Source organism: Amycolatopsis sp. NPDC114505, from assembly GCF_055633615.1.
In genome coordinates this window covers 1525342-1546243 of record NZ_JBVKDV010000003.1, presented here as the reverse complement: position 1 = coordinate 1546243, position 20902 = coordinate 1525342, and the positions used below count along the sequence as shown (strand labels likewise).

The 20902-nt window shown below is 72.7% G+C and carries 20 protein-coding genes; 17 read left to right on the top strand and 3 right to left on the bottom strand.

Annotated elements, in window-relative coordinates:
• From ACZ7OU_RS36455 to ACZ7OU_RS36415, 9 genes are all read left to right on the top strand, one after another.
• Positions 1 to 924 carry a GHMP family kinase ATP-binding protein gene (locus tag ACZ7OU_RS36455; RefSeq protein WP_470258728.1) on the top strand — a complete coding sequence of 308 codons (924 nt, stop codon included), beginning with the start codon at positions 1 to 3 and terminating at the stop codon, positions 922 to 924.
• A gap of 5 nt (positions 925 to 929) precedes the next feature.
• Positions 930 to 1952: a pyridoxal-phosphate dependent enzyme gene (locus tag ACZ7OU_RS36450; RefSeq protein WP_470258727.1), complete on the top strand. Its 1023-nt coding sequence runs from the start codon at positions 930 to 932 to the stop codon at positions 1950 to 1952.
• Positions 1949 to 3142, top strand: a complete 1194-nt coding sequence (locus ACZ7OU_RS36445) for an ATP-grasp domain-containing protein (protein WP_470258726.1) — start codon at positions 1949 to 1951, stop codon at positions 3140 to 3142. Before ACZ7OU_RS36450 ends, ACZ7OU_RS36445 begins: the two co-directional genes overlap by 4 nt.
• Before the next feature lie 106 nt (positions 3143 to 3248).
• Positions 3249 to 4724: an argininosuccinate lyase gene (locus ACZ7OU_RS36440; RefSeq protein WP_470258725.1), complete on the top strand. Its 1476-nt coding sequence runs from the start codon at positions 3249 to 3251 to the stop codon at positions 4722 to 4724.
• Between the two features lie 18 nt (positions 4725 to 4742).
• Positions 4743 to 5858 carry a GntG family PLP-dependent aldolase gene (locus tag ACZ7OU_RS36435; protein ID WP_470258724.1) on the top strand — a complete coding sequence of 372 codons (1116 nt, stop codon included), beginning with the start codon at positions 4743 to 4745 and terminating at the stop codon, positions 5856 to 5858.
• Between the two features lie 93 nt (positions 5859 to 5951).
• Positions 5952 to 6518 carry a hypothetical protein gene (locus tag ACZ7OU_RS36430; protein WP_470258723.1) on the top strand — a complete coding sequence of 189 codons (567 nt, stop codon included), beginning with the start codon at positions 5952 to 5954 and terminating at the stop codon, positions 6516 to 6518.
• Between the two features lie 206 nt (positions 6519 to 6724).
• Complete coding sequence (locus ACZ7OU_RS36425; protein ID WP_470258722.1) at positions 6725 to 7780, top strand: ADP-ribosylglycohydrolase family protein; 1056 nt, start codon at positions 6725 to 6727, stop codon at positions 7778 to 7780.
• Positions 7728 to 9200, top strand: coding sequence for a purine-cytosine permease family protein (locus ACZ7OU_RS36420; RefSeq protein ID WP_470258721.1), 1473 nt, complete (start codon positions 7728 to 7730; stop codon positions 9198 to 9200). The genes ACZ7OU_RS36425 and ACZ7OU_RS36420 overlap by 53 nt, the downstream gene beginning before the upstream one ends.
• Positions 9197 to 10090: a PfkB family carbohydrate kinase gene (locus ACZ7OU_RS36415; RefSeq protein WP_470258720.1), complete on the top strand. Its 894-nt coding sequence runs from the start codon at positions 9197 to 9199 to the stop codon at positions 10088 to 10090. Before ACZ7OU_RS36420 ends, ACZ7OU_RS36415 begins: the two co-directional genes overlap by 4 nt.
• Here the strand turns inward: ACZ7OU_RS36415 and ACZ7OU_RS36410 are convergent.
• Complete coding sequence (locus ACZ7OU_RS36410) at positions 10064 to 10966, bottom strand: LysR family transcriptional regulator (protein WP_470258719.1); 903 nt, start codon at positions 10964 to 10966, stop codon at positions 10064 to 10066. The genes ACZ7OU_RS36415 and ACZ7OU_RS36410 overlap by 27 nt on opposite strands.
• An 86-nt stretch (positions 10967 to 11052) precedes the next feature.
• Here ACZ7OU_RS36410 and ACZ7OU_RS36405 point away from each other — a divergent pair, with 86 nt between their 5' ends.
• Positions 11053 to 12123 (top strand): tartrate dehydrogenase, encoded by a 1071-nt coding sequence (locus tag ACZ7OU_RS36405; RefSeq protein WP_470258718.1) that lies wholly within the window; start codon positions 11053 to 11055, stop codon positions 12121 to 12123.
• A gap of 1 nt (position 12124) precedes the next feature.
• On the opposite strand, the gene ACZ7OU_RS36400 is transcribed toward ACZ7OU_RS36405, so the two are convergent.
• Positions 12125 to 12826, bottom strand: coding sequence for a GntR family transcriptional regulator (locus ACZ7OU_RS36400; protein ID WP_470258717.1), 702 nt, complete (start codon positions 12824 to 12826; stop codon positions 12125 to 12127).
• A gap of 71 nt (positions 12827 to 12897) precedes the next feature.
• On the opposite strand from ACZ7OU_RS36400, the gene ACZ7OU_RS36395 reads away from it, so the two are divergent.
• The 4 genes from ACZ7OU_RS36395 to ACZ7OU_RS36380 are packed head-to-tail and all read left to right on the top strand — an operon-like array spanning position 12898 to position 16802.
• Complete coding sequence (locus tag ACZ7OU_RS36395; protein ID WP_470258716.1) at positions 12898 to 14163, top strand: MFS transporter; 1266 nt, start codon at positions 12898 to 12900, stop codon at positions 14161 to 14163.
• The gene (locus ACZ7OU_RS36390) at positions 14160 to 15098 is read left to right on the top strand and encodes a phosphoglycerate dehydrogenase (protein ID WP_470258715.1); all 939 of its coding nucleotides are present in this window, start codon (positions 14160 to 14162) and stop codon (positions 15096 to 15098) included. The genes ACZ7OU_RS36395 and ACZ7OU_RS36390 overlap by 4 nt, the downstream gene beginning before the upstream one ends.
• 5 nt (positions 15099 to 15103) lie before the next feature.
• Complete coding sequence (locus ACZ7OU_RS36385) at positions 15104 to 16468, top strand: acyclic terpene utilization AtuA family protein (protein WP_470258714.1); 1365 nt, start codon at positions 15104 to 15106, stop codon at positions 16466 to 16468.
• Complete coding sequence (locus ACZ7OU_RS36380) at positions 16461 to 16802, top strand: DUF4387 domain-containing protein (protein WP_470258713.1); 342 nt, start codon at positions 16461 to 16463, stop codon at positions 16800 to 16802. The genes ACZ7OU_RS36385 and ACZ7OU_RS36380 overlap by 8 nt, the downstream gene beginning before the upstream one ends.
• On the opposite strand, the gene ACZ7OU_RS36375 is transcribed toward ACZ7OU_RS36380, so the two are convergent.
• Complete coding sequence (locus ACZ7OU_RS36375) at positions 16792 to 17409, bottom strand: TetR family transcriptional regulator (protein ID WP_470258712.1); 618 nt, start codon at positions 17407 to 17409, stop codon at positions 16792 to 16794. The two genes, ACZ7OU_RS36380 and ACZ7OU_RS36375, sit on opposite strands and share 11 nt — an antisense overlap.
• A gap of 116 nt (positions 17410 to 17525) precedes the next feature.
• Between ACZ7OU_RS36375 and ACZ7OU_RS36370 the strand changes: the two genes are divergently transcribed.
• Genes ACZ7OU_RS36370 through ACZ7OU_RS36360 form a run of 3 tightly spaced genes read left to right on the top strand, consistent with a single transcriptional unit; the run spans position 17526 to position 20835 of the window.
• Positions 17526 to 19079, top strand: a complete 1554-nt coding sequence (locus tag ACZ7OU_RS36370; RefSeq protein ID WP_470258711.1) for an acyl-CoA synthetase — start codon at positions 17526 to 17528, stop codon at positions 19077 to 19079.
• Entirely contained in the window at positions 19076 to 20068 is a 993-nt protein-coding gene (locus tag ACZ7OU_RS36365; RefSeq protein WP_470258710.1) for an LLM class flavin-dependent oxidoreductase, read from the top strand. Before ACZ7OU_RS36370 ends, ACZ7OU_RS36365 begins: the two co-directional genes overlap by 4 nt.
• Positions 20069 to 20079: 11 nt before the next feature.
• Positions 20080 to 20835 (top strand): SDR family NAD(P)-dependent oxidoreductase, encoded by a 756-nt coding sequence (locus ACZ7OU_RS36360; RefSeq protein WP_470258709.1) that lies wholly within the window; start codon positions 20080 to 20082, stop codon positions 20833 to 20835.
• The last annotated feature ends 67 nt before the right edge of the window (positions 20836 to 20902 follow it).

The following is a 20902-nucleotide window of genomic DNA, read 5'->3' as shown; positions in this document are numbered from 1 at the left end:
ATGACCGAAGACCTCGCGGTCGCCGCACCGGCCCCCGCCACCGTCACCGACCCGCGCGCGGGCAGCTTCCGCGTCGACGCCCACCACGGCGAGATCCTGCAAGGGGTCTTCGTCGCCGATGGCCGCCTGCGCCGCGGGCTCGTCACCCTGCCGTGCCCGCTCTACAGCACCCGCGCCACCTTCCTGCCCACCGAAGACACCGGCACGACGGTGCGTCCCGCGTGGCGCACCAAGGCCCGCCGCGCCGCCGACCTCACCCTGGCCCGGCTCGGCACCCCGGTCCCCGGCGGGCTGCTCGACATCACCAGCGACATCCCGCTGTGCCGCGGCTTCGGCTCGTCCACCGCGGACGTGACGTCGGCGATCGGCGCGGTCCTCGCCGCGACCGGCCGCCGGCTTTCGCCCGCCGAGGTCGGCGCGCTGGCCGTCGAAGCCGAAACCGCGTCCGACTCGCTCATGTACGGCGGCCGCGCGGTGGTCTTCGCCCATCGCGAAGGCGAGCCGATCGAGGACCTGGGGGAGCTGATGCCCCTGTCCGTGCTCGGCTTCGGCACCAGCCCGGGCGGGCGCGGCGTCGACACCCTGGAACTCACGCCCGCGCGCTACACGTCGTGGGAGATCGAGGCGTTCCGCCCGTTGCACGGCCTGCTGCGGCGGGCCGTCCGCGACGGCGACGCGGGCCTGCTCGGCCGCGTCGCCACCGCCAGCACCCTGCTCAACCAGCGGCACCTGCCCATCCCCGGCCTCGACGACATCCTCGCCGTCGCCCGCGCCGCCGGGGCCGCCGGCGTCCAGGTCGCCCACAGCGGCGACGTCGCCGGCCTGCTCTTCGACGCTACCGACGCCGAGACCCCGGCCCGGCTGGAGTTCGCCGCGACCCGGCTCGACGTGACCGAAACCTGGCAGTTCGAAACCGAGAGGTGAGTCCGATGACCCTTGCCGCACCCGTCAGCCGGTCCGTCGTGGAGGCGACCGAGCTGCCCCGGATCATCCGGATCCGGCCCAACTTCCACGTCGCCGCCTTCGGCCTGATGAAGCTGCTGCCCGCCCGGTTCATGCTCGACCGCGCCGAGGAGCGCGGCGACGTCGGCCCGGGCACGACCGTGCTCGAGACGTCGTCGGGCACCTTCGGTCTCGGCCTCGCGATGGTCTGCCGCCTGCGCGGCTACCCGCTCACGATCGTCGGCGACCCGGCCATCGACGCCCCGCTGAAGCGCCGCCTCGAACACCTCGGCGCCCGCGTCGAGATCTGCCCGGAGCCCAGCCCCGTCGGCGGGTTCCAGCGCGCGCGGCTCGACCGGCTCGAGGAGCTGCGCGCGGAGTACCCGAACCACTGGGTCCCCGGCCAGTACAGCAACCCCGACAACCCCCGGTCGTACGCGCTGGTGGCCGAGCAGCTCGCCGAGACCATCGGCGTGCCCGACTGCCTGGTCGGCGCGGTCGGCTCCGGCGGCTCGACGTCCGGCACGAGCTCGTTCCTGCGGATGCTCGTCCCGGACCTGACGCTCATCGGCGTCGACACCCAGCGCAGCGCCATCTTCGGCCAGCCCGACGGGCCGCGCGTGCTGCGCGGGCTCGGCAACAGCCTGGTGCCGCCCAACGTCGACCACTCCGGCTACGACCAGGTGCACTGGATCGGCGCGGCGGAAGCCTTCGCCGCGACGCGCGAGCTGTACGCGCGGCACTGCCTGTTCATGGGCCCGACCAGCGGCGCGTCGTTCAAGGTCGCCGACTGGTTCTCGCGGCGCAACCCGGACGCCACGGTCGTCGCGCTGCTGCCGGACGAGGGCTACCGCTACCAGGACACGGTCTACTCCGACGAGTGGCTGCGTGCGCAGGGGCTCGCGCACTCCGGTGCGGCCGAGCCGTACGAGGTCGTCGCGCCCACCGAGCCGGGTGGCTCGTGGACCTGGCTGAACTGGGGCCGGCGCTCGCTGGCGGACGCGTCTTGACGCGGACGCTGCTGCTCGTCGAGAGCAACACGACCGGCACCGGGCGGCTGTTCGCGCGGCAGGCCCGTTCGCTCGGGTTCGAACCGGTGCTGGCCGCGGCCGACCCTGCGCGCTACCCGTACGCGGCGGAAGACGGCGTGCGCGTCGTCGTGTGCGACACGGCGGACGCGTGCGCGGTGCTGGCTTCCGACATCGGCGAACCGGCCGGGGTGACGAGCAGCTCGGAGTACTTCATCCCGGTCGCGGCGCGGATCGCGGCGAAGCTGGATCTACCCGGCCCGGACCCGGACGCCGTGACGGAGTGCCGCAACAAGGCCCACCAGCGGGCCGTCCTCGGGGCACCGTGCACGGTGGCGACCTCCGTGGAGGCGGCCGTCGAGGCTGCGGTCGAGTTCCCGGTGGTGCTCAAGCCGGCCGAGGGGTCGGGGAGCGTCGGGGTGCTGCGCTGCGAGACGCCCGAGGCGGTCGCTTCCCAGGCGGCGGCGCTGCTTTCGGTGACGCACAACGAGCGCGGGCTGCCGGTGCCGGCACAGGTGCTGGTGGAGCCGTACGCGAGCGGGCCGGAGTACTCGGTGGAGCTGTTCGGCGACGTCGTGGTGGCGGTGGTGCGCAAGCACCTCGGGCCGGCGCCGTTCTTCGTCGAGGTCGGCCACGACGTCCCGGCTTCGCTGCCCCCGTCGGACGAGACGGCCCTGATCGACACGGCCCGGGCGGCGGTGACCGCGCTGGGCCTCGGCTTCGGCGCGGCGCACGTCGAGATCCGCCTGACGCCGACCGGGCCGCGGCTGATGGAGGTCAACCCGCGCCCGGCGGGCGGGATGATCCCGGAGCTGGTCCGCGCGGCGTCGGGCGTCGACCTGGTGGCGGCGCAGGTTTCGGCCGTGCTCGGGTTGCCGCCCGACCTGCGGCCCACCCGGCGCGCGTGTGCGTCGTTGCGGTTCCTGACGGCGTCTTCGTCCTCGGTGGTCGCGGCCGGGGACGCCGAGGCGAAGGCGTCGTGCGTGCCGGGGGTGGCCGAAGCGCGGCTGTACCGGCCCGACGGCACGGTGGTCCGCCCGGCCCGCGACTACCGCGACCGGGCGGGGCACGTCCTCGCCGTGGCCGATCGCCCCCGCGGTGCCCGCGCGGCCGCGGCCGCCGGACTGGACCGGCTCCGCGCGGCCCTCGTCCCGGAAGGACCCCACCGATGACCTTGCGCTTTCTCATCGCCACCGTCGCGCAGACCGATCGTGCGCGCGACGAACGGGACGAAGAACGTCCCGAACCCCACCCGGACACCCCGGAAGGAGCACCTCGATGACCATCGCCCCAGGCGGAACCGGACGGCTCACCAGCACCGTCTCCGCCGCGGCCAGGGAGATCCTCTTCGACCGCGACACCGCCCCCGCGCCCGACCCGGTCGCCGCCGAGCTCGGGCTCATCAGCCAGGTCGACCGGGCCCACGTCGTCATGCTCGCCGAACGCGGCATCGTCGACCGGGCCCGGGCCGGCGAGCTCCTCCGCGGCATCGAAAGCCTGCGGCGGCAACGCTTCACGCCCCTGCACGACGTCCCCGCGCCCCGCGGCCGCTACCTCGCCTACGAGTCCCACCTCATCGGCACCCTCGGCGCCGAGGTCGGCGGGATCCTCCACAGTGGACGCTCGCGCAACGACCTCAACGCCACCGTCGTGCGGCTGCGGCTGCGCGAACCGCACGAACGCCTGCTCGCCGAGTCCGACGCGCTCGGCCGCGCCCTGCTCGACCGGGCCCGGCGCTGGGCCGACGTCACCATGCCCGCCTACACCCACCACCAGCCGGCCGTCCCGATCACCTACGGCCACTACCTCGCGGGCGTGGCGAGCGCGCTCGTCCGCGACGTCGAAAGCCTCTGGCAGGCCGGTGCGGAGATCGACCAGAACCCGCTCGGCGCGGGCGCGGTCGGCGGCACGTCGCTGCCGGTCGACCAGGAACGCACCACCGCGCTGCTCGGCTTCGCGACCTCGATCCCGAACTCGCTGCACGCCGTCGCGTCGCGGGACCTGGTGCTGCGCCAGCTTTCCGGGGCCACCGTCCTCGGTGTGCTGCTCTGCCGCGTCTCGCACGACTTCCAGGCGTGGACCAGCGCCGAGGCCGGGCTGCTGCGGCTGGCCGACGACGTCGTCGGGTCCAGCTCGATGATGCCGCAGAAGCGCAACCCGTTCCTGCTCGAGCACGTCCAGGGCCGGGCGCTGGCCCCGCTCGGCGCGTTCACCGCGTCGGCGAGCGCCATGGCCACGGCCCGCTTCACCAACGCCATCGCCGTCGGCACCGAAGCCGTCGCCCCGGCGTGGTCGGCGCTGGAGGCCGCGACCGACGCCGTCGTCCTGCTGCGGCTCGTCGTCGAAGGCGCCGAACCGGTGCCGGAGCGGATGTACGCGCGTGCCGTCGACGGCCAGACCGCGGCCACCCACCTGGCCGAACGGCTCGTCGACGCCGGTGTCCCGTTCCGGCAGGCGCACCACGATGTCGGCGCCATCGCGAAGGAAGCCCTGGACGCCGGTGTCCCGCTGCACGAGGTCGCCCGCGTCCGGCTGGCCGGGCAGCCACCGCACGTCCTGGCCGCGCTCGACCCCGCCGAAGTCGCGCAGCACGCGGCGTACGGCGGCGGCCCGGCGCGGGAGTCCGTGCTCGCCGCCGTGACCGAAGCCGAAACCGCGTTCGACCGCATCCGCGCCGCCGCCGAAGAACGCCGCTGGCGCTGGAGCCAGGCCGAAATCGGCCTCGACGACGCCGTCCGAACCCTCACCCGCTGACCTGCCAGGGAGCCTGTTGTGACCACCTTCGCCGATGACCTCGCCACCCTCCGCCCCGAAGCCGCGCCCGTGCGGGGCACGCACGTCGAACTCCGCAGCGACACCTTCACCCTGCCCACGCCCACGATGCTGGAGGCCGCCGCGCGCGCCCCGCTCGGCGACGACGTCTACGGCGAGGACCCGACCGTGGACCGGCTGGAGCAGCTCGCCGCCGAGCTGCTCGGCAAGCAGGCCGGCTGCCTGATGCCGAGCGGCACCATGGCGAACCTGACCGCGCTGCTGGCGCACTGCCCGCGCGGCGGCAAGGCGATCGTCGGGCACGAGTCCGACGTCTACGTCTACGAAGCGGGCGGCGCGTCGCTGTGCGGCGGCATCGTCTACGACCCGCTGCCGAACCTGCCCGACGGCACGATCGACCCGGCGGCGATCGCCGAGGCGTGCGCGGTCGACCGCAGCGACCCGCAGATCGCGCCGCCGGCGGTGCTGAGCCTGGAGACGCCGCAGAACCGGTGCGGCGGGCTGCCCCTGCAGCTGGACTACCTCAGCGAGGTGTCCCGGCTGATCCGTTCGCACGGCGTCGCCCTGCACCTCGACGGCGCCCGCCTGTTCAACGCGGCCGTCGCGCTCGGCGTCAGCGCGGCGGAGGTGGCCAAGCACGCGGACACGGTGCAGATCTGCCTGTCGAAGGGCCTGTGCGCGCCGATCGGCTCGGTGCTGGTCGGCGACCGCGTGACGATCGCGGCGGCCCGCCGGATGCGCAAGATGCTCGGCGGCGGCATGCGCCAGGCCGGGATGATCGCGGCGTGCGGGATCGTGGCGCTGACGGACATGACCGAGCGCCTGGCCGAGGACCACGCCCGCGCGGCGCGCCTGGCCCGCGGCCTGTCGCGGATCCCGGGCGTCCGGCTGGACCCGGGCCCGCCGCTGACGAACATGGTGTTCTTCAAGGTCCGCGACGACCGCTACACGACCCGCACGCTGATCGAGGCGGCCCGCCGCCGCGGGATCCGGGTGGAGGAGCTGGGCACCGACCGGATCCGCGCGGTGACCCACGCGGGTGTCGACGACGACGCCGTGGACCGCGCGGTGTCGGTGTTCGGCGACCTCCTCGGCCACGACGCTCTCGTGCGGTGACGCGCCGGGCCGGGGCGGGCGCGCCCCGGCCCGTAAGGGTTTCCTAATCCCCGGAACCGCTTTTCGGCGGCGGGTCCGGGCTACGGTCGCCGGATGTCGCCGCGTGGGTTCCTCGTCGCCGTTCCGGGGCTGCTGCTGGCCGGGTTCGGCGCGGTGCACCCCGCGCAGCTCGACGCGGCCACCGCGCCCTGGTGGACGACGCTGCACATCATCCTGCTGCCGGTCTTCCCGCTGCTCGCGGTCGCGCAGTGGGACCTGCTGAGGGAGGCGCCGCCGTGGCTGCGGTGGCCCGGGTGGGTGGCGGCGTTCGGGTACGCGGCGTTCTACGGCGGGCTCGACGCGGTCGCGGGGATCGCCGGCGGCACGGTGGTCCACGCCCAGCACGGCGCCACCCCGGTCGTCGGCGCGGTGTTCACGGCGGGCGACCTGGTCGGGCACCTCGGCGCGGCCTGCTTCCTGGTGGCCAGCGCGCTGATCGTGGTGGCGGCGGTCCTGCGCGCGGGGTGGTGGGCGGTGCCGGGCGGGGTCGTGCTCCTGCTCGCGAGTGTGTCCTTTCTGGACAGTCACATCTTCTGGCCGCGGGGAGTGCTCACGATGCTCGCCGTCGCGGCCGGTATGTCCTGGGTGTCTGTTGTCAGCGAAAAGGGGAGAACGCGATGAGCCGCTCCCGGCGGGCCTGTACTGGTTCCAGCCGTGGCGGCTCCGGGTGGACGAGACGGTTGACGAGTCCCTGCCGCTCGCCGACAAGGGAGAACCAGAGCTACCCGCTGCCCGCCAGCACTGACCTGGCCGAGCTGTCGCCCCGAGCGCCTGACCGCTGACCAGGGGCTTGACACGTCCTCCGTGGTAACTGTACATGGTTGTACATGTTCACCCGGCTGTCCCTCATGCGGGAGCGAGCGCTCGGCGCCTTCTACGGTCTCGCGATCGGTGACGCGCTCGGCATGCCGACGCAGTCGATGTCGCGCGCCGCCATCGCCGCCGCGTACGGCCCCATCAGCGGTTTCGTCGACGCCGTCGCCGAGCAGCCGATCGCCCCCTCGATGCCTGCCGGGTCGATCACCGACGACACCGAACAGGCCGTGCTCGTGGCCCGGCTCGCCATCGACGGCGGTGGCCGGATCGATGCCCACGACTTCGCCAAAGCCCTGCGGGAGTGGGAGGCGGACATGGTCCGCCGCGGCTCGCTCGACCTGCTCGGCCCCTCGACCCGGCGCGCCCTCGACCGGCTCGACGCGGGCGCCGACGCCGAGGACGCCGGCCGGGACGGGGCCACCAACGGCGCCGCCATGCGGATCACGCCGGTCGGCATCGCGACCCCGCTGGGCGAGGGGTTCCTCGACGCCGTCGTCGCGGCCAGCCGCGTCACCCACAACACCGGGCTGGGGATCGCCGCGGCAGCCGCGGTGGCGGCCGCCGTGTCGTCCGGTGTGGACGGTGCCGACCTCACGACTTCTCTGGGCGAAGCCGAACGGGCCGCGGCCGAGGGCGCGCTGCGCGGGCACTGGATCGCCGGCGGGGACATCGCCGCCCGCATCGCCTGGGCCCGCGGCTGGGTGCGGGGCCTGGGCCGCGCCGGTCTCGCCGACGCGCTCACCCACGTCATCGGCACGTCGGTCGCCGCTCAGGAATCCGTGGTCGCCGCGTTCGCGCTCGCCGAAAACCTCGGCGACGACCCGGCCGCGGCACTGACCCTCGCCGCCGAGATCGGCGGCGACACCGACACCGTGGCAGCCGTGTGCGGGGCGATCCTCGGCGCACACCACGGGATTTCCGGACTGCCCGCCCACCTGGTCGATAAGGTGCGCGCGGTCAACCGGCTCGATCTGGCCGTCATCGTGGACGGCCTTCTCCAGGTGCGAGGTAACGATGGTCGATTCAGCCCAGGTCCCCGGCGCGAACCGTGCGGACACGGCGGCTAGCCCGGAGCGGACAGGAGCGCTCGAGACCCGCGGCATCGAACCGGTGCCCGCCGCCGAGCGCCACGGGCACCCGATGCAGCTGTTCTGGGTGTGGTTCGCCGCCAACATCAGCATCCTCGGGCTGCCGCTCGGCGCGACGCTGGTCGCGGTGCAGCACCTGGCGTTCTGGCAGGCGGCGATCGTCGCGGTGCTCGGTGCGGCCGGGTCGTTCGCCGTCGTCGGCGTCGTCTCGATCGCCGGCCGGCGGGGCGGCGCGCCCGGGCTCACGCTGTCGCGCGCGGTCTTCGGCGTCCGGGGCAACATCGGGCCGACCATCGTGTCGCTGGTGTCCCGGCTCGGCTGGGAGACGGTGAACACGACGACCGCCGCGTTCGCGTTCCTCTCCCTCTGCGCGATCCTGTTCGGCGCGAACGCGGACGCCAAGGCGTCCCCGGTGCTGACGATCGCCGGCGTGCTGGTGTTCGTCCTGCTCACGGTGACGGTCTCCGGCCTCGGTCACGCGGTGCTGGTGGCGGTGCAGCGCTGGTCGACGTGGATCTTCGGCGCGCTCAACGTCGTCGTCGCGGTCAGCCTGGTCACCCGGATCCACTGGGGCCAGGTGTTCGCCGCGTCGCCGGCCCCGGTCGGGGCGATGATCGCCGGCGTCGGGACCATCGCCGCCGGGACCGGGATCGGCTGGGCGAACGCGTCCGCCGACATGTCGCGCTACCAGTCGCCGACGGTGCGGGCGGGCTCGCTCGTCGCCTCGGCCGCGGCGGGCGCGGGGATCCCGCTGGTGCTGCTCATCTCGCTGGGCAGCCTGGTCTCGGCCGACGACCCGTCGCTGGCTTCGGCGGGCGACCCGGTCGCGGCCATCCGCGAGCTGCTGCCGAGCTGGATGGCCGTGCCGTACCTGATCGCCGCGTTCGGCGGGCTGCTGCTCTCGAACCACCTGTCCGTGTACTCCGCCGGCCTCACCACGCTGACCCTGGGCATCCGGCTCAAGCGGGTGTACGCCGTGGTCGTCGACATCGTGGTGACGTTCCTCGGTTCGCTGTACTTCATGCTCGTGGCCGACGGCTTCTACGGCCCGTTCATCGCGTTCATCAGCCTGCTGGCGGTGCCGATCACGGCGTGGGTCGGGGTGTTCGTCGTCGACATGGTGCGCCGGCGCGACTACGACCCGGCGGCGCTGATGGACGTCCACCGCACCAGCGCGTACTGGTACCGCGCCGGCTGCGAGCCGCGCGCCCTGCTGGCGTGGGCCGCGGCCATCGTCGCGGGCTACCTGTTCACGACGGCGGGCACCGGCGACGACGCCTGGTTCACCGGGCCCCTGTCCGGCACGTGGCTCGGCGCCAACGGACTGGGCTGGGTCGTCACGTTCGTCGTCGGCGCCGGGTTGTACGCCGCGCTCGGCGGTGCGAGGATCCGTCGATGACCGGCCGGCTCGTCCACACCGGACAGGCCATCGTCGACCTGGTGATGCGGGTCGAGGCGCTGCCGCCCGCGGGCGGTGACGTGCTCGCCTCGGACGTCCGCTTCACCGCCGGCGGCGGGTTCAACGTGATGGCCGCGGCGGCCCGCGCCGGCGCGGAGGTCGTGTACGCGGGGGAGCACGGCACCGGGCGGTTCGGCGACCTGGTCCGCGAAGCACTGGCCGCCGAGGGCGTGGCGCTCGTCCAGCCGCCGGTCACGCCGGACACGGGGGTGTGCGTCGTCCTGGTCGACGCGGCCGGCGAGCGGACGTTCATCACCGAGACCGGCGCCGAGGGCACGCTCACAGCCGAGCACCTGCGCCGGGTGCGCCTGGGCGACGGGGACCTGGTCTACGTCACCGGCTACAGCCTCCTGCGGGCGGCGAACCGTGACGCGCTCCTCGCGTGGCTGCCGGCTTCGGGCGGTCACCGGGTGCTGCTCGACCCCGGCCCGCTCGCGGCCGACGTCGCTCCGGAGGTCTGGCGGGCGTTGCTGCCGCACGTCGGCATCCTGTCGTGCAACACCGCCGAGGCCGCGGCGATGTCCACTGTGGACGGCGTCGGCGCGGTTCCGGTGCGGATCACGCGCGTCGGCGCGCAGGGGTGCGATGTGACGGAGGACGGGGCGACGGTGCGCGTCCCGGGCTTCCCGGTCGAGCCGGTGGACACCAACGGCGCGGGGGACGCCCACTGCGGCGTGCTGGCGGCGGAGCTGCTGCGCGGGGAACCGCTCCTCGCCGCGGCGGAACGCGCGAACGCGGCCGCGGCGGTCGCGGTCGGGCGGTACGGCCCGGCGACGAGCCCGTCGCGCGCGGAGGTCGACGAGCTACTGGCGAGCCAGCCGCTCCGGTAGCCGCGCCGCCAGGTGGGTGATCAGCTCGCTGGTGCGCCGCGGCACGTGGGCGTCGTCGGCGCGCAGGGCGTAGATGTCGGCGGGCGGGGTCGGGACGCCGGGGAGCACCCGCACCAGCGCACCACTGTCCAAATGGGACCGGACCTGCCACTCCGAGCGCATGACGATCCCGTGGCCCCGCAACGCCCAGTCCGTCACGATGTCGCCGTCGTCGCTCGACAGGCTGCCGCGCACCCGCACCTGGCGGGGCTGGGCGGCGCCGCCGAAGCGCCACAGCGCGAAGTCGCCCTCGTTCTCGCGCAGCACGATGCAGTCGTGGCCGGCCAGGTCCTCGATCCGCTCGGGCGTCCCCCGCCGGTCCAGATAGGACGGTGCCGCGCACGGCACCCGGCGGTTGCGGGCCAGCCGGCGCATCCGCAACGTCGAGTCCGGCGGCGTGCCGACGTGCACGGCCACGTCGAACTCCCGCCGGTGCGGCCGCAGCGGCAGCGCCGACGTGTGGAGCCGGACGCGCACCCGCGGGTGCAGCGCGGTGAACTCGCCGATGAGCGGCGCGACGTGCGCGCGGCCGAGCCCGGGCGTCGCCTGGACGACGACCGAGCCCCGCAGGTCGCCGGCCCGGTGCCCGACCAGGTCGTCGAGCTCCCGCACCTGGTCGAGGATCGTCTCGACGCGCGAGGCGTACAACCTGCCCTCGGCGGTCAGCGTGAGCCGGCGCGCGCCGCGGTGCACCAGCCGGACGTCGAGCCGCTGTTCCAGGGCCTTCAGGCGCTTGCTGACCACCGGCAGCGAGACGTCCAGCTCGCGGGCGGCGGCCGTGAGCGTCTCGCTGGCGGCGACCACGTGGAAGAAGCCGAGGTCGTCGAGTCTTTCCATGGGGGAAAGGATAGGTTGCCCCGCGCGATCTTGCCGCGGTGCCGGGCCGCCGCCCACAGTGGCGGGACCCGACAGAGGAGCAGCTCGTGAACCACCGCATCGCGGTCATCCCCGGCGACGGCATCGGGCGCGAGGTCGTCCCGGAAGGCCTGCGCTGCCTGCGCGCCGCCGCCGATGTCCACGGCTTCGCGCTCGAAACCACCGAATTCGGCTTCGCCTCCGCCGAATACTGGCTGGAGCACGGCGAAATGCTGCCCCCGGACTGGCAGGACCGGCTCGCCGGCTTCGACGCGATCTACTTCGGCGCGGTCGGCTGGCCGGCGGTGGTGCCCGACCACGTGTCGCTGTGGGGCAGCCTGCTGAAGGTTCGCCGCGGGTTCGACCAGTACGTCAACCTGCGGCCGGTCCGGCTGCTGCGCGGGGTGCGCGCCCCGCTGCGCGACCACGGGCCGGGCGACATCGACTTCCTCGTCGTCCGGGAGAACACCGAGGGCGAGTACTCCAGCGTCGGCGGCCGGATCTTCGAGGGCACCGACCGGGAGACCGTGCTGCAGGAGACGGTGATGACCCGCACCGGCGTCGACCGCGTGCTGCGCTACGCCTTCGACCTCGCCGCCACGCGGCCGCGCAAGCACCTGACGTGGGCGACCAAGAGCAACGGCATCGCCATCTCGATGCCCTACTGGGACGAGCGCGCCGCCGCGATGGCCGCCCGGTACCCGGACGTGACCGCGGCCAAGGACCACATCGACATCCTGGCGGCGAAGTTCGTGCTGAGCCCGGAAAAGTACGACGTCGTCGTGGCCAGCAACCTCTTCGGCGACATCCTCTCCGACCTCGGGCCCGCGTGCACCGGCACGATCGGCATCGCCCCGAGCGCCAACATCAACCCCGACCGCACCTGGCCGAGCCTCTTCGAGCCGGTCCACGGTTCGGCTCCCGACATCGCCGGGCGCGGGATCGCCAACCCCGTCGGCCAGATCTGGAGCGGCGCGATGATGCTCGACCACCTCGGCGAACCCGAAGCCGCCGCGCGGGTCGTCGCGGCGATCGAGGACGTGCTCGCCGAGCGGCCGGACGTGCTCACCCCGGACCTCGGCGGCCCGGGAACGACCGCGGGACTCGGCACGGCGATCGCCGAGCGGATCGCCGCCTGAATCAGGGGCTCGCGAGCAGATCCGCGAGGCCGCCCCGGGCGTCTTCGAGCACCAGCGCCTCCGCCTGGACCGAGTCGCCGGCCCGGAGCGCGCGGACGAGCGCGCGGTGGGTCGCGTAGCGGTCCAGGCCGAACGTCTCGTCCACGCTGACGCGTTCGAGCACCCGCGAGCGCCGCTCCGGCTGGGAGAACACCCGGGTCTGGTCGAGCAGGCGGACCAGCACCGGGTTGCCCGCGCACGACTCGACCAGGGCGTTGAAGCGCTGCATGGCGTCGAAGAGGCGGCCCACGTGCTTCTCGACGTCCTGGCCGGACGCGTGGCGCTGCTTGATGAGGATGAGCAGGTCGTCAGCTTCGTCGAGGATCGTGTCGAGCCCGGCCAGCTGCTCGGGCGTCGCGTGGCGGGCGGCGAAGCGGGCCACCATGCCGCGCAGGCCGACCTCGACCTCGGCGAGGTCCTGGACGGCGACGCCGCCGAACATCGCCACCTTGACCGTGCGCGGGCCGGACCGCTCGATGAGGCCGTCCTGCTCGAGGCGCCGGATGGCCTCGCGCACCGGCGTCGGGCTGACCGCCAAGCGCTCGGCGAACCCGCGTTCGGTGACCTTCTGGCCCGGGCGCAGCTCGCCGGTGGTGATCGCGTCGCGCATCGCGCGGTACACGCGGTCGGCCAGCGTGTCGGTCTGCAGTGCCTCACCCATCATGCAGCCAGCCTACGGCAAAACTCGTTTGCAACTATTGACCATCTTGCTATAGCAAAAGTACGGTGGCCGCCATGACGTCGACCACCCCGCGCGTCCGGACGGGACGCATCACGTTCTTCGTGGCCCTGGCGGTCTTCGCGCAGGAGTCGACGTGGAACCTCTACGACTCGCAGGTCCCGCCGCTGCTGCGCGAGCACCTCGGCAGCGCCGCGCTGATCGGCGCGCTGATGGGCATGGACAACCTGCTCGGCATCTTCATCCAGCCGTGGATGGGCAACCGCTCGGACGGCACCCGGACGTCGTGGGGCCGGCGCATCCCGTACCTCGTCGCCGGGATGCCGGTGGCGGCTCTGCTGTTCGTCCTGATCCCGCACGCCGCGGTGTCGCTGCCGCTGCTGATCCTCGTGATGTTCAGCTACGCGCTCGTCGCGAACTCCTTCAAGCCGATCGCCGAGTCGCTGCTGCCGGACTTCATCGGTCCCGAGCGGCGCAGCCGGGCGAACGCGGCGGTCAAGATCGCCTCCAGCATCACGGTGATCGTCGCCGCCCTGATCAGCATCTTCCTGATCGACGACTTCCCGAAGCTGTCCTTCGCGATCCCGGCGGTCCTGATGCTGGTGTCCGTCGGCGTGCTCGGCTGGCGGGTGCGCGACAGCGAGTCCCCGGCCTACCAGGCCGCGCTCGCAGAGGATCGCTCCGAACAGGACGCCCGGCCCCGCGTGCGGATGCGGGACGTGCTGCTCGACATCGGGCGCGACGCCGACCGCAGCCGGCTGCTGGTCATCGGGGCCGTCTTCGCCTTCGGCGGCGCGTGGTTCGCGTCGCGGTCGCTCGTCACCAACTACGGCATGGAGGCGCTGGGCATGTCCCGCGGCGACGCGGGCGGGCTCACCCTGCCCAGCGGGATCGCGTTCATCGCGGCCGCCTACCCGGTCGCCCTGTGCGCCGAACGCTTCGGGCGGCTGCGCGTGATCCTGATCGGGATGACGGTGTTCGCCGCGGCGATGGTGCTCGGCACTCTGGTGCGGACGCCCGCCGGCACGGTCGTGGCCATGTGCGTGGCGGCCGCGGGCGCGTCGGCGTTCATGGTCAACATGGCAGTCGTCCTGTGGAACCTCGCGCCCTCGGCGCGGGTGCTCGGGACCTACACCGGCCTCTACACCGTCGGCTGGTCGGCCGGCGGGTTCGTCGGCCCGGCACTGGTCGGCGGCATGGTCGACGTGACCGGGTGGCCGTTCATGCTCCTCGACGTCGGGCTCGTCACGGCGGTCGCGGTGCTCCTGGTGGCGCGCGTGGCCGTGCTGCAGCGCCGCCGCACCGACGGGCGGGTGCTGTGAGCCGCGTCCTGGTCACCACCGACTACCTGCGTCCCGGCGACGAGGTCGACGCGTACCTGCGCGGCGCCGGGCTGGAAACCGTGCACTCGCCGATGATCGGCAAGCGCGACCCCGAGCACCTCGTCGCCGCTCTGGACGGGATCGACGCGGCGCTGGTCGCCAACGAGCCCTTGACCGCCGACGTGCTGGCTCGCGCGCCGAAGCTGCGGGTCATCGTCCGGACCGGCGTCGGGTACGACTCCATCGACGTCGAAGCCGCGGCCCGGCAAGGGATCAGCGTCAGCAATCTGCCCGGGATCAACGCGAACGCCGTCGCCGAGTACACCTTCGGGCTGCTGCTCGCCGGCGCGCGGCGGCTCGTGCGGTCGGCGTCCGGGGTGGCGCGGGGGGAGTGGCCGCGCGAGGACGGCCGCGAACTGCGCGGGTCGACGCTCGGGCTCATCGGGTACGGCGCTTCGGCGCGGGCGGTGGTGCCGCTGGCCCGCGCGTTCGGGATGGACGTCGTCTGCACCTCCGGCCTGCGCGGGCCGGACGTCCGGTTCGTCGAGCTGCCCGAGCTGCTGTCCACTTCGGACTACGTCTCGGTGCACACCGCGCTGACCGACCGGACGTGGGGACTGCTGGACGCCTCGGCGTTCAAGCTCATGAAGCCCACCGCGCTGCTCGTCAACACCGCCCGCGGCGCGATCGTCGACGAAGACGCGCTCGTCGAAGCCGTGCGCTCCGGCGAGATTTCGGGCGCCGCGCTCGACGTCGTGGGTGAGGAGCCGCTGCCCGCGGGCAGCCCGCTGCGCGGGGTCGACGGGATCGTCGTGTATTCGCACTTGGCGGGGCAGACCGCCGAAGCGCGCCGGGCCGCGGGCCTGCGCGGCGCCGAGGAGCTCGTGGCGGCCCTGGCCGGCCGGGCCCGATTCGTTGTCAACGGAGGGAAATGAGGGACATGGACACAGTGCGCGTGCTGGCCCCGAGCGGGATGCTCGGCGCCGGCTGGGACCACGCCACGGTCGAACGAGGTATCGCCTTGGGGGCCGACGTCATCAGTATCGACGGCGGGTCGACCGACTCCGGCCCGTACTACCTCGGCGCCGCGACGGCCAAGACGACCGCCAAGGCCGTGGCGCGCGACCTGCGCAGCCTGTTCACGGCCGCCGCGGGCGCCGGGATCCCGGTGATCGTGGGCTCGTGCGGCACGAGCGGCACCGACGCCGGCGTCGACTGGGTGGCCGGCATCGCCGCCGAGGTGCTGGCGGAGGAGGGCCTGGACCTGAAGGTCGCGAAGATCTACAGCGAGCAGGACGCCGCCGAGCTCAAGGAACACCTCGGCGCCGGCCGGGTGCATCCGTTGCCGCCCTTGGGAGAGCTGGCCGCGGAGACCCTCGAGAGCTGCACGCACATCGTCGGCGCGATGGGGCACGAGCCGATCGTCGAAGCACTGCGCGCGGGGGCGCAGGTCGTGCTGGCCGGCCGCGCGACCGACACGGCGGTGGCGGCCGCGTTCCCGCTCATGAAGGGCATGCCGGCCGGGCCGACGTGGCACGCCGCCAAGATCGTCGAGTGCGGCGGCCAGTGCACCGACAACCCGCGCGCGGGCGGCGTCCTGGCGACCATCGACGCCGACGGCTTCACCATCGAGCCGCTCGACCCGAGTGCGGCGTGCACGCCGATCCTGGTGGCGGCGCACATGTTGTACGAGACGGCGGACCCGTTCGAGATGCGCGAACCCGACGGCACGCTCGACGTCCGCGAGGCGGAGTACACCGCCGTCGACGACCGGGTCGTCCGCGTCACCGGCTCGCAGTTCCACGTCGCGGACCAGCACACGATCAAGCTGGAGGGCGCGCGGATCACGGGATACGAAACCATGTCGTTCTCGGCGATCCGCGACCCGCTGGTGCTGGCCGACCTCGACGAGTGGGCCGCGCTGATGCGCGCGCTGATCACCCAGCGAGTCGGCCAGACGCTGGGCCTGACCGCCGATGAGTACGCGTTCGACCTGCGGCTGTACGGCCACAACGCGGTGCTGGGCGAGCTCGAGCCGGAGAGCGGGCCGCCGCGCGAGGTGGGCGTGATGCTGCTGGTCAACGCGCCCGACCAGGCGACGGCGACGGCGGTGGCGAAGGTGGCCAACCCGCTGATGCTGCACCTGCCGACGCCCTCGATGGACTACCTGCCGAGCTTCGCGTTCCCGTCGTCGCCGGCGGAGGTCGAGCGCGGCGCGGCGTACGAGTTCGTGCTGAACCACGTCGTCGACTGCGCGCCGTCGGAGCTGTTCCGGATCGAGTTCGAGGGGACGACCCATGCCTGACAAGACACTGCCTGAACAGACACTGGCGGACCTGGCTCACGAGGTCCGGTCGAAGAACGCGGGCCCGTTCTGGGTGACGATGGAGCTGTTCCTGCGCGACGCCGACGGCTACCGGGTGGCGGCGGACGAGGCGTTCCTGAACGAGCGCGTGATCGCGTCGCTGTACCGGGTCGAGGAGGCGACGATCCGGATCTTCCGGATCCCGTCGCTGAACGTCGTGAAGATTTCGTTCCCGCGCCCGGTGAGCCAGGGATCGCTGCGGGACCGCGACATGCACGCGGGGCAGCACCACGTGCCGCTGGCGGGGCTGGTGGTCCCGGCCGTCAGCCGATGAGGCGGGGGAACAGGTTCCGCACGCCGCGCCGCAGGTCGTCGAGCGCGTCTTCGGCCCCGACGATGTGCCGCTGCAACGCCTGCTGGAACAGGCCGTCGAACAAGGCGTACGCCTCCGGCGGTGTGCACGTCGGCTCGATCCTCGTCAGGTCCGCGTAGGCCCGGACGTTCCGCCAGATCATCTCCTGCAGGCTGTCGTCGATCTCGGCGACGTCGTCGCGGAACGCCGCCTCGAACAGGGACTGCGACCGCAGGTCGTACCAGAGCCGGTGCATCAGCGGGGCCTCTTCCAGCGCCGCCGCCAGCCCGTCCGCGCACGCTTCGGCCAGCGCGGACGGGGTGGCCGCCCCGCCCACTCCGCCTTCGTAGCGCTTCACGCACGCTTCCTTGTAGCGGCGCACGCAGTAGGTGATCAGCTCGACCTTGTCGGCGAAGTAGTAGTGCAGCAGCCCGTGCGAGAACTTGGTGTGCTCGGCGATCGTGCGCAGGCTCGTGCGGGCGTAGCCGAGGTCGGCCAACGCCAGCAAAGCCGCGTCGGCGAGTTCGCGACGGCGGTCCTCGAACTTGTCGACGCGGGTCCGGCGCCGCACCGCGGCTGGGCTGGTCACCGGCCGAAGATACCATCGAGCGGTTCTCTGGCCAATCGTCCAAGAAAATCTTGACATTCGTCCAAACGGCGGCCAAGGTCGTGTCCAGCGACCGACGGAGCTCGGGAGGGACGACGATGTCTCTGTACTTCTACCTGGAAAAAGGCGCGTCTCTCGACCCGGACGCGCCCTGCCTGACCCTCGACGGGATTTCGGTGTCGTACGGCCAAGTGGTCGATCTCGCCGGGGCCGTCGCCCGCGCTCTGCGGCACTCCGGCGTGCGGCCGGGGGACAAGGTCGGCATCCTCTCGGCCAACGACCCTACGGCGTTCACCTGTGTCTTCGGCATCGCCCGCGCGGGTGCCGTGTGGTGCCCGATCAACCCCCGCAACGCCGCCGGTGAGAACGCCGAACTGCTCGACCTCTTCGACTGCGCCACGCTGATCTTCCAGCCCGGCTTCGAGGACCTCGTCCGTCAGATCGCGCCGAAGCTGCCCAAACTGACCACTCTCGTCCGCCTCGGGGACGGCGATGACTTCGCGCCCGGCTTCCCGGAATGGCTCGATGCGGCCCGCGACGATCCCGCCGTCGAAGCCGGGCAACCCGAAGACGTGGTCGCCCTGGTCGGCACCGGGGGCACCACCGGACGGCCCAAGGGCGTCATGCTCACCGGCCGCAACCTCGAGGCGATGTCGGCGATCACGCTGATGAGCTACCCCTTCGACGGGCGCCCGGTGTACCTGGCCCTGGCCCCGCTGACCCACGCGGCCGGCGTCCTCTGCTTCCCGATCCTCGCCCGCGGCGGGGAGGTCGTCATCATGGCCAAGCCCGACGTCGGCCGGTTCCTGGAGCTGATCGAACGCCACCGCGTCACCCACACGTTCCTGCCGCCGACGCTGATCTACATGGTGCTCGGCCACGAAGCCCTCGACCGCACGGACCTCTCGTCCCTGCAGTGCTTCTGGTACGGCGCGGCCCCGATGTCGACCACCCGGCTGACCGAAGCCCTCGACCGTATCGGCCCGATGGCGCAGCTGTTCGGCCAGTCCGAAGCCCCGATGATGATCTCGACGATGTCGCCCGCGGACCACCGCAGACCCGACGGCACCGTCCACACGGGACGGCTGGCCTCGGCCGGGAGACCCTCGCCGCTGGTCACCGTCGCGATCCTCGACGAGGACGGCCGGCCCGTCCCGCAAGGGGAGCGCGGGGAGATCTGCGTGCGCGGCTCGCTCGTGATGGCCGGCTACTACCGCAACCCCGAGGCGACGGCCGAGGCGTCCGCCCACGGCTGGCACCACACCGGCGACATCGGGTTCCTCGACGGCGAGGGCTTCCTCCACATCGTCGACCGCGCCAAAGACATGGTCATCACCGGCGGCTTCAACGTCTACTCCGCCGAGGTCGAACAGGCGGTGATGGCGCACGACGCCGTCCGCGACTGCGCCGTCATCGGGCTGCCCGACGACAAGTGGGGCGAACGCGTCACCGCCGTCGTCCAGCTCCAGCCCGGCCGGGAGCTCGACACCGGCGAGCTGATCGCGTTCGTCAAGGACCGCATCGGCAGCGTCAAGGCGCCGAAGCAGATCGAGATCTGGCCGGAGCTGCCGCGCTCCACCGTCGGCAAAGTACTGAAAGCCGACATCCGCTCCACCTTCACTCAGAACAGCAAGGAGGCTGTCCGACCATGAAACTCGCGCTCTACCTGCCGAACTTCCGGGACAAGGTGACCGTCCGGGAGCTCGAAGACCTCACCGCGCTCGCCGAAGACCTCGACTTCGACTCCGTCTGGACGCTCGACCGGATCATCGTGCCGGAGGCCTCGGACCGAGGGGAGATGCAGTACCCCTTCGGGATGCTGGACGAAATGGGCAAGCAGCTCCCGGTGAGCTCACGGGGCGAGTTCCTCCAGGGCATGCCGCTGCTTCCCTGGCTCGCCGCGAAGACCTCGAAGGTCCGGATCGGCATGAGCATCATCGACACGCCGTACCGTTCCCCCGGCGTCCTCGCCGCGGAGCTGGCCACCATCGACCACCTCTCGGGCGGCAGGCTCAACGTCGCCGTCGGCTCCGGCTGGATGCCGGAGGAGTTCGCCGCCGCCAGCGCCGCGCACATCTTTCCCAAGCGGCACAAGCACGTGCGCGAGACCCTGGAGATCATGCAGGGCATCTGGACCAACGAGGTCTTCGAGTACCACGGCGAGTTCGCCGACTTCGAGCCGGCCGGGTTCGGGGCGAAACCGGTGCAGAAGCCGCACCCGCCGATCTTCTTCAGCGGCCTGAAGGACCCGAAGCGCTCCGCCGCGCGCATCGCGAAGTACGGGCTGTCGGGCTGGATCGGCATCCAGGACTCGCCCGAGGACATCGGGCGGTGGCGCACCGAGATCCAGCGCGAGCTGGACGAGCTCGACACCAAGCGGTCGGTCGACGACCTCGAGATCTCCAGCATGATCTGGTTCGTCATCACCGACCAGGACATGGACCAGACCCCCAGGGGCAAGGGCACCAACCTGCTCGTCGGGTCGGAGCGGCAGATCACCGACCAGCTCAAGCGGTACCGGGAAGCCGGGCTCACCATGCCGTTCCTGTGGCCGCCGTTCCAGGACGTCCCGGTGGCGAAGACGCTCGACGACATGAAGCGCGTGAAAGAAGAAATCCTGCCCAAGATCGAAGCGATGTGAGAGGAACCAGCATGTCCGAACTCGAGGGAAAGCGCGTCTTCGTCACCGGGTCCGGCGCCGGTATCGGCAAGGCGATCGCCGCGCTGTTCACCGAACGCGGCGCGAAGGTCGTGGTCAGCGACATGAACGCCGACGCCGCGAAGCAGGCGGCCGAGGAGATCGGCGCCGCCGGCGTCGCCAACTGCGACGTCACCGACGAGGCTCAGGTCCAGGCCGCCATCCAGCAGGCGGTCGACCTGCTCGGCGGGCTCGACGTCCTGGTCAACAACGCCGGCATCGAGGTCTCGTCGCCGCTGCTGCAGCAGTCCACGGAGAGCTTCGACAAGATCTTCGCGGTCAACGTGCGCGGCACGTTCGTGACGATGAAGGCGGCGACGCCGCACCTGATGGAGTCCAAGGGGAACATCGTCAACATCGCCTCGATCGCCGGCGTCGGCGGCAGCCCGCTGCTCGGCTCCTACTGCGCGACGAAGGCGGCGGTCATCCAGCTGACCCGCGTCGCAGCCGTCGAGATGCGCCCGGCCGGCATCCGGGTCAACGCCGTCTGCCCAGGCTTCGCCGACACCGCCATGGTCGAGCGCCTGGTCCCCGACTTCGAGGCGGCGACCCAGGTCCCGTTCAAGGACCTCGTCGCGGCGAAGCAGGGCCGGCTCGGCACGCCGCAGGACATCGCCGAGGTGGCGGCGTTCCTGGCCTCCGACCGGGCGACGTGGATCACCGGCAGCCACTACGTCCTCGACGGGGGGCTGACCGCCTCCCTCGTGTGACGCCGGCGGCCGGTGGGTCCGCGCGACCCACCGGCCCGCCTCACCCTCGGTGCCCTCCGAGTCGCGC

What these genes read in the sequence shown, in the direction of transcription:
- ACZ7OU_RS36400 (WP_470258717.1), bottom strand. Translation starts at nt 12,826, where the DNA reads ATGATGGGTGAGGCACTGCAGACCGACACGCTGGCCGACCGCGTGTAC.
- ACZ7OU_RS36430 (WP_470258723.1), top strand. Translation starts at nt 5,952, where the DNA reads ATGTCGCCGCGTGGGTTCCTCGTCGCCGTTCCGGGGCTGCTGCTGGCC.
- ACZ7OU_RS36425 (WP_470258722.1), top strand. Translation starts at nt 6,725, where the DNA reads ATGTTCACCCGGCTGTCCCTCATGCGGGAGCGAGCGCTCGGCGCCTTC.
- ACZ7OU_RS36365 (WP_470258710.1), top strand. Translation starts at nt 19,076, where the DNA reads ATGAAACTCGCGCTCTACCTGCCGAACTTCCGGGACAAGGTGACCGTC.
- ACZ7OU_RS36395 (WP_470258716.1), top strand. Translation starts at nt 12,898, where the DNA reads ATGACGTCGACCACCCCGCGCGTCCGGACGGGACGCATCACGTTCTTC.
- ACZ7OU_RS36360 (WP_470258709.1), top strand. Translation starts at nt 20,080, where the DNA reads ATGTCCGAACTCGAGGGAAAGCGCGTCTTCGTCACCGGGTCCGGCGCC.
- ACZ7OU_RS36410 (WP_470258719.1), bottom strand. Translation starts at nt 10,966, where the DNA reads ATGGAAAGACTCGACGACCTCGGCTTCTTCCACGTGGTCGCCGCCAGC.
- ACZ7OU_RS36450 (WP_470258727.1), top strand. Translation starts at nt 930, where the DNA reads ATGACCCTTGCCGCACCCGTCAGCCGGTCCGTCGTGGAGGCGACCGAG.
- ACZ7OU_RS36385 (WP_470258714.1), top strand. Translation starts at nt 15,104, where the DNA reads ATGGACACAGTGCGCGTGCTGGCCCCGAGCGGGATGCTCGGCGCCGGC.
- ACZ7OU_RS36415 (WP_470258720.1), top strand. Translation starts at nt 9,197, where the DNA reads ATGACCGGCCGGCTCGTCCACACCGGACAGGCCATCGTCGACCTGGTG.
- ACZ7OU_RS36420 (WP_470258721.1), top strand. Translation starts at nt 7,728, where the DNA reads ATGGTCGATTCAGCCCAGGTCCCCGGCGCGAACCGTGCGGACACGGCG.
- ACZ7OU_RS36440 (WP_470258725.1), top strand. Translation starts at nt 3,249, where the DNA reads ATGACCATCGCCCCAGGCGGAACCGGACGGCTCACCAGCACCGTCTCC.
- ACZ7OU_RS36370 (WP_470258711.1), top strand. Translation starts at nt 17,526, where the DNA reads ATGTCTCTGTACTTCTACCTGGAAAAAGGCGCGTCTCTCGACCCGGAC.
- ACZ7OU_RS36380 (WP_470258713.1), top strand. Translation starts at nt 16,461, where the DNA reads ATGCCTGACAAGACACTGCCTGAACAGACACTGGCGGACCTGGCTCAC.
- ACZ7OU_RS36455 (WP_470258728.1), top strand. Translation starts at nt 1, where the DNA reads ATGACCGAAGACCTCGCGGTCGCCGCACCGGCCCCCGCCACCGTCACC.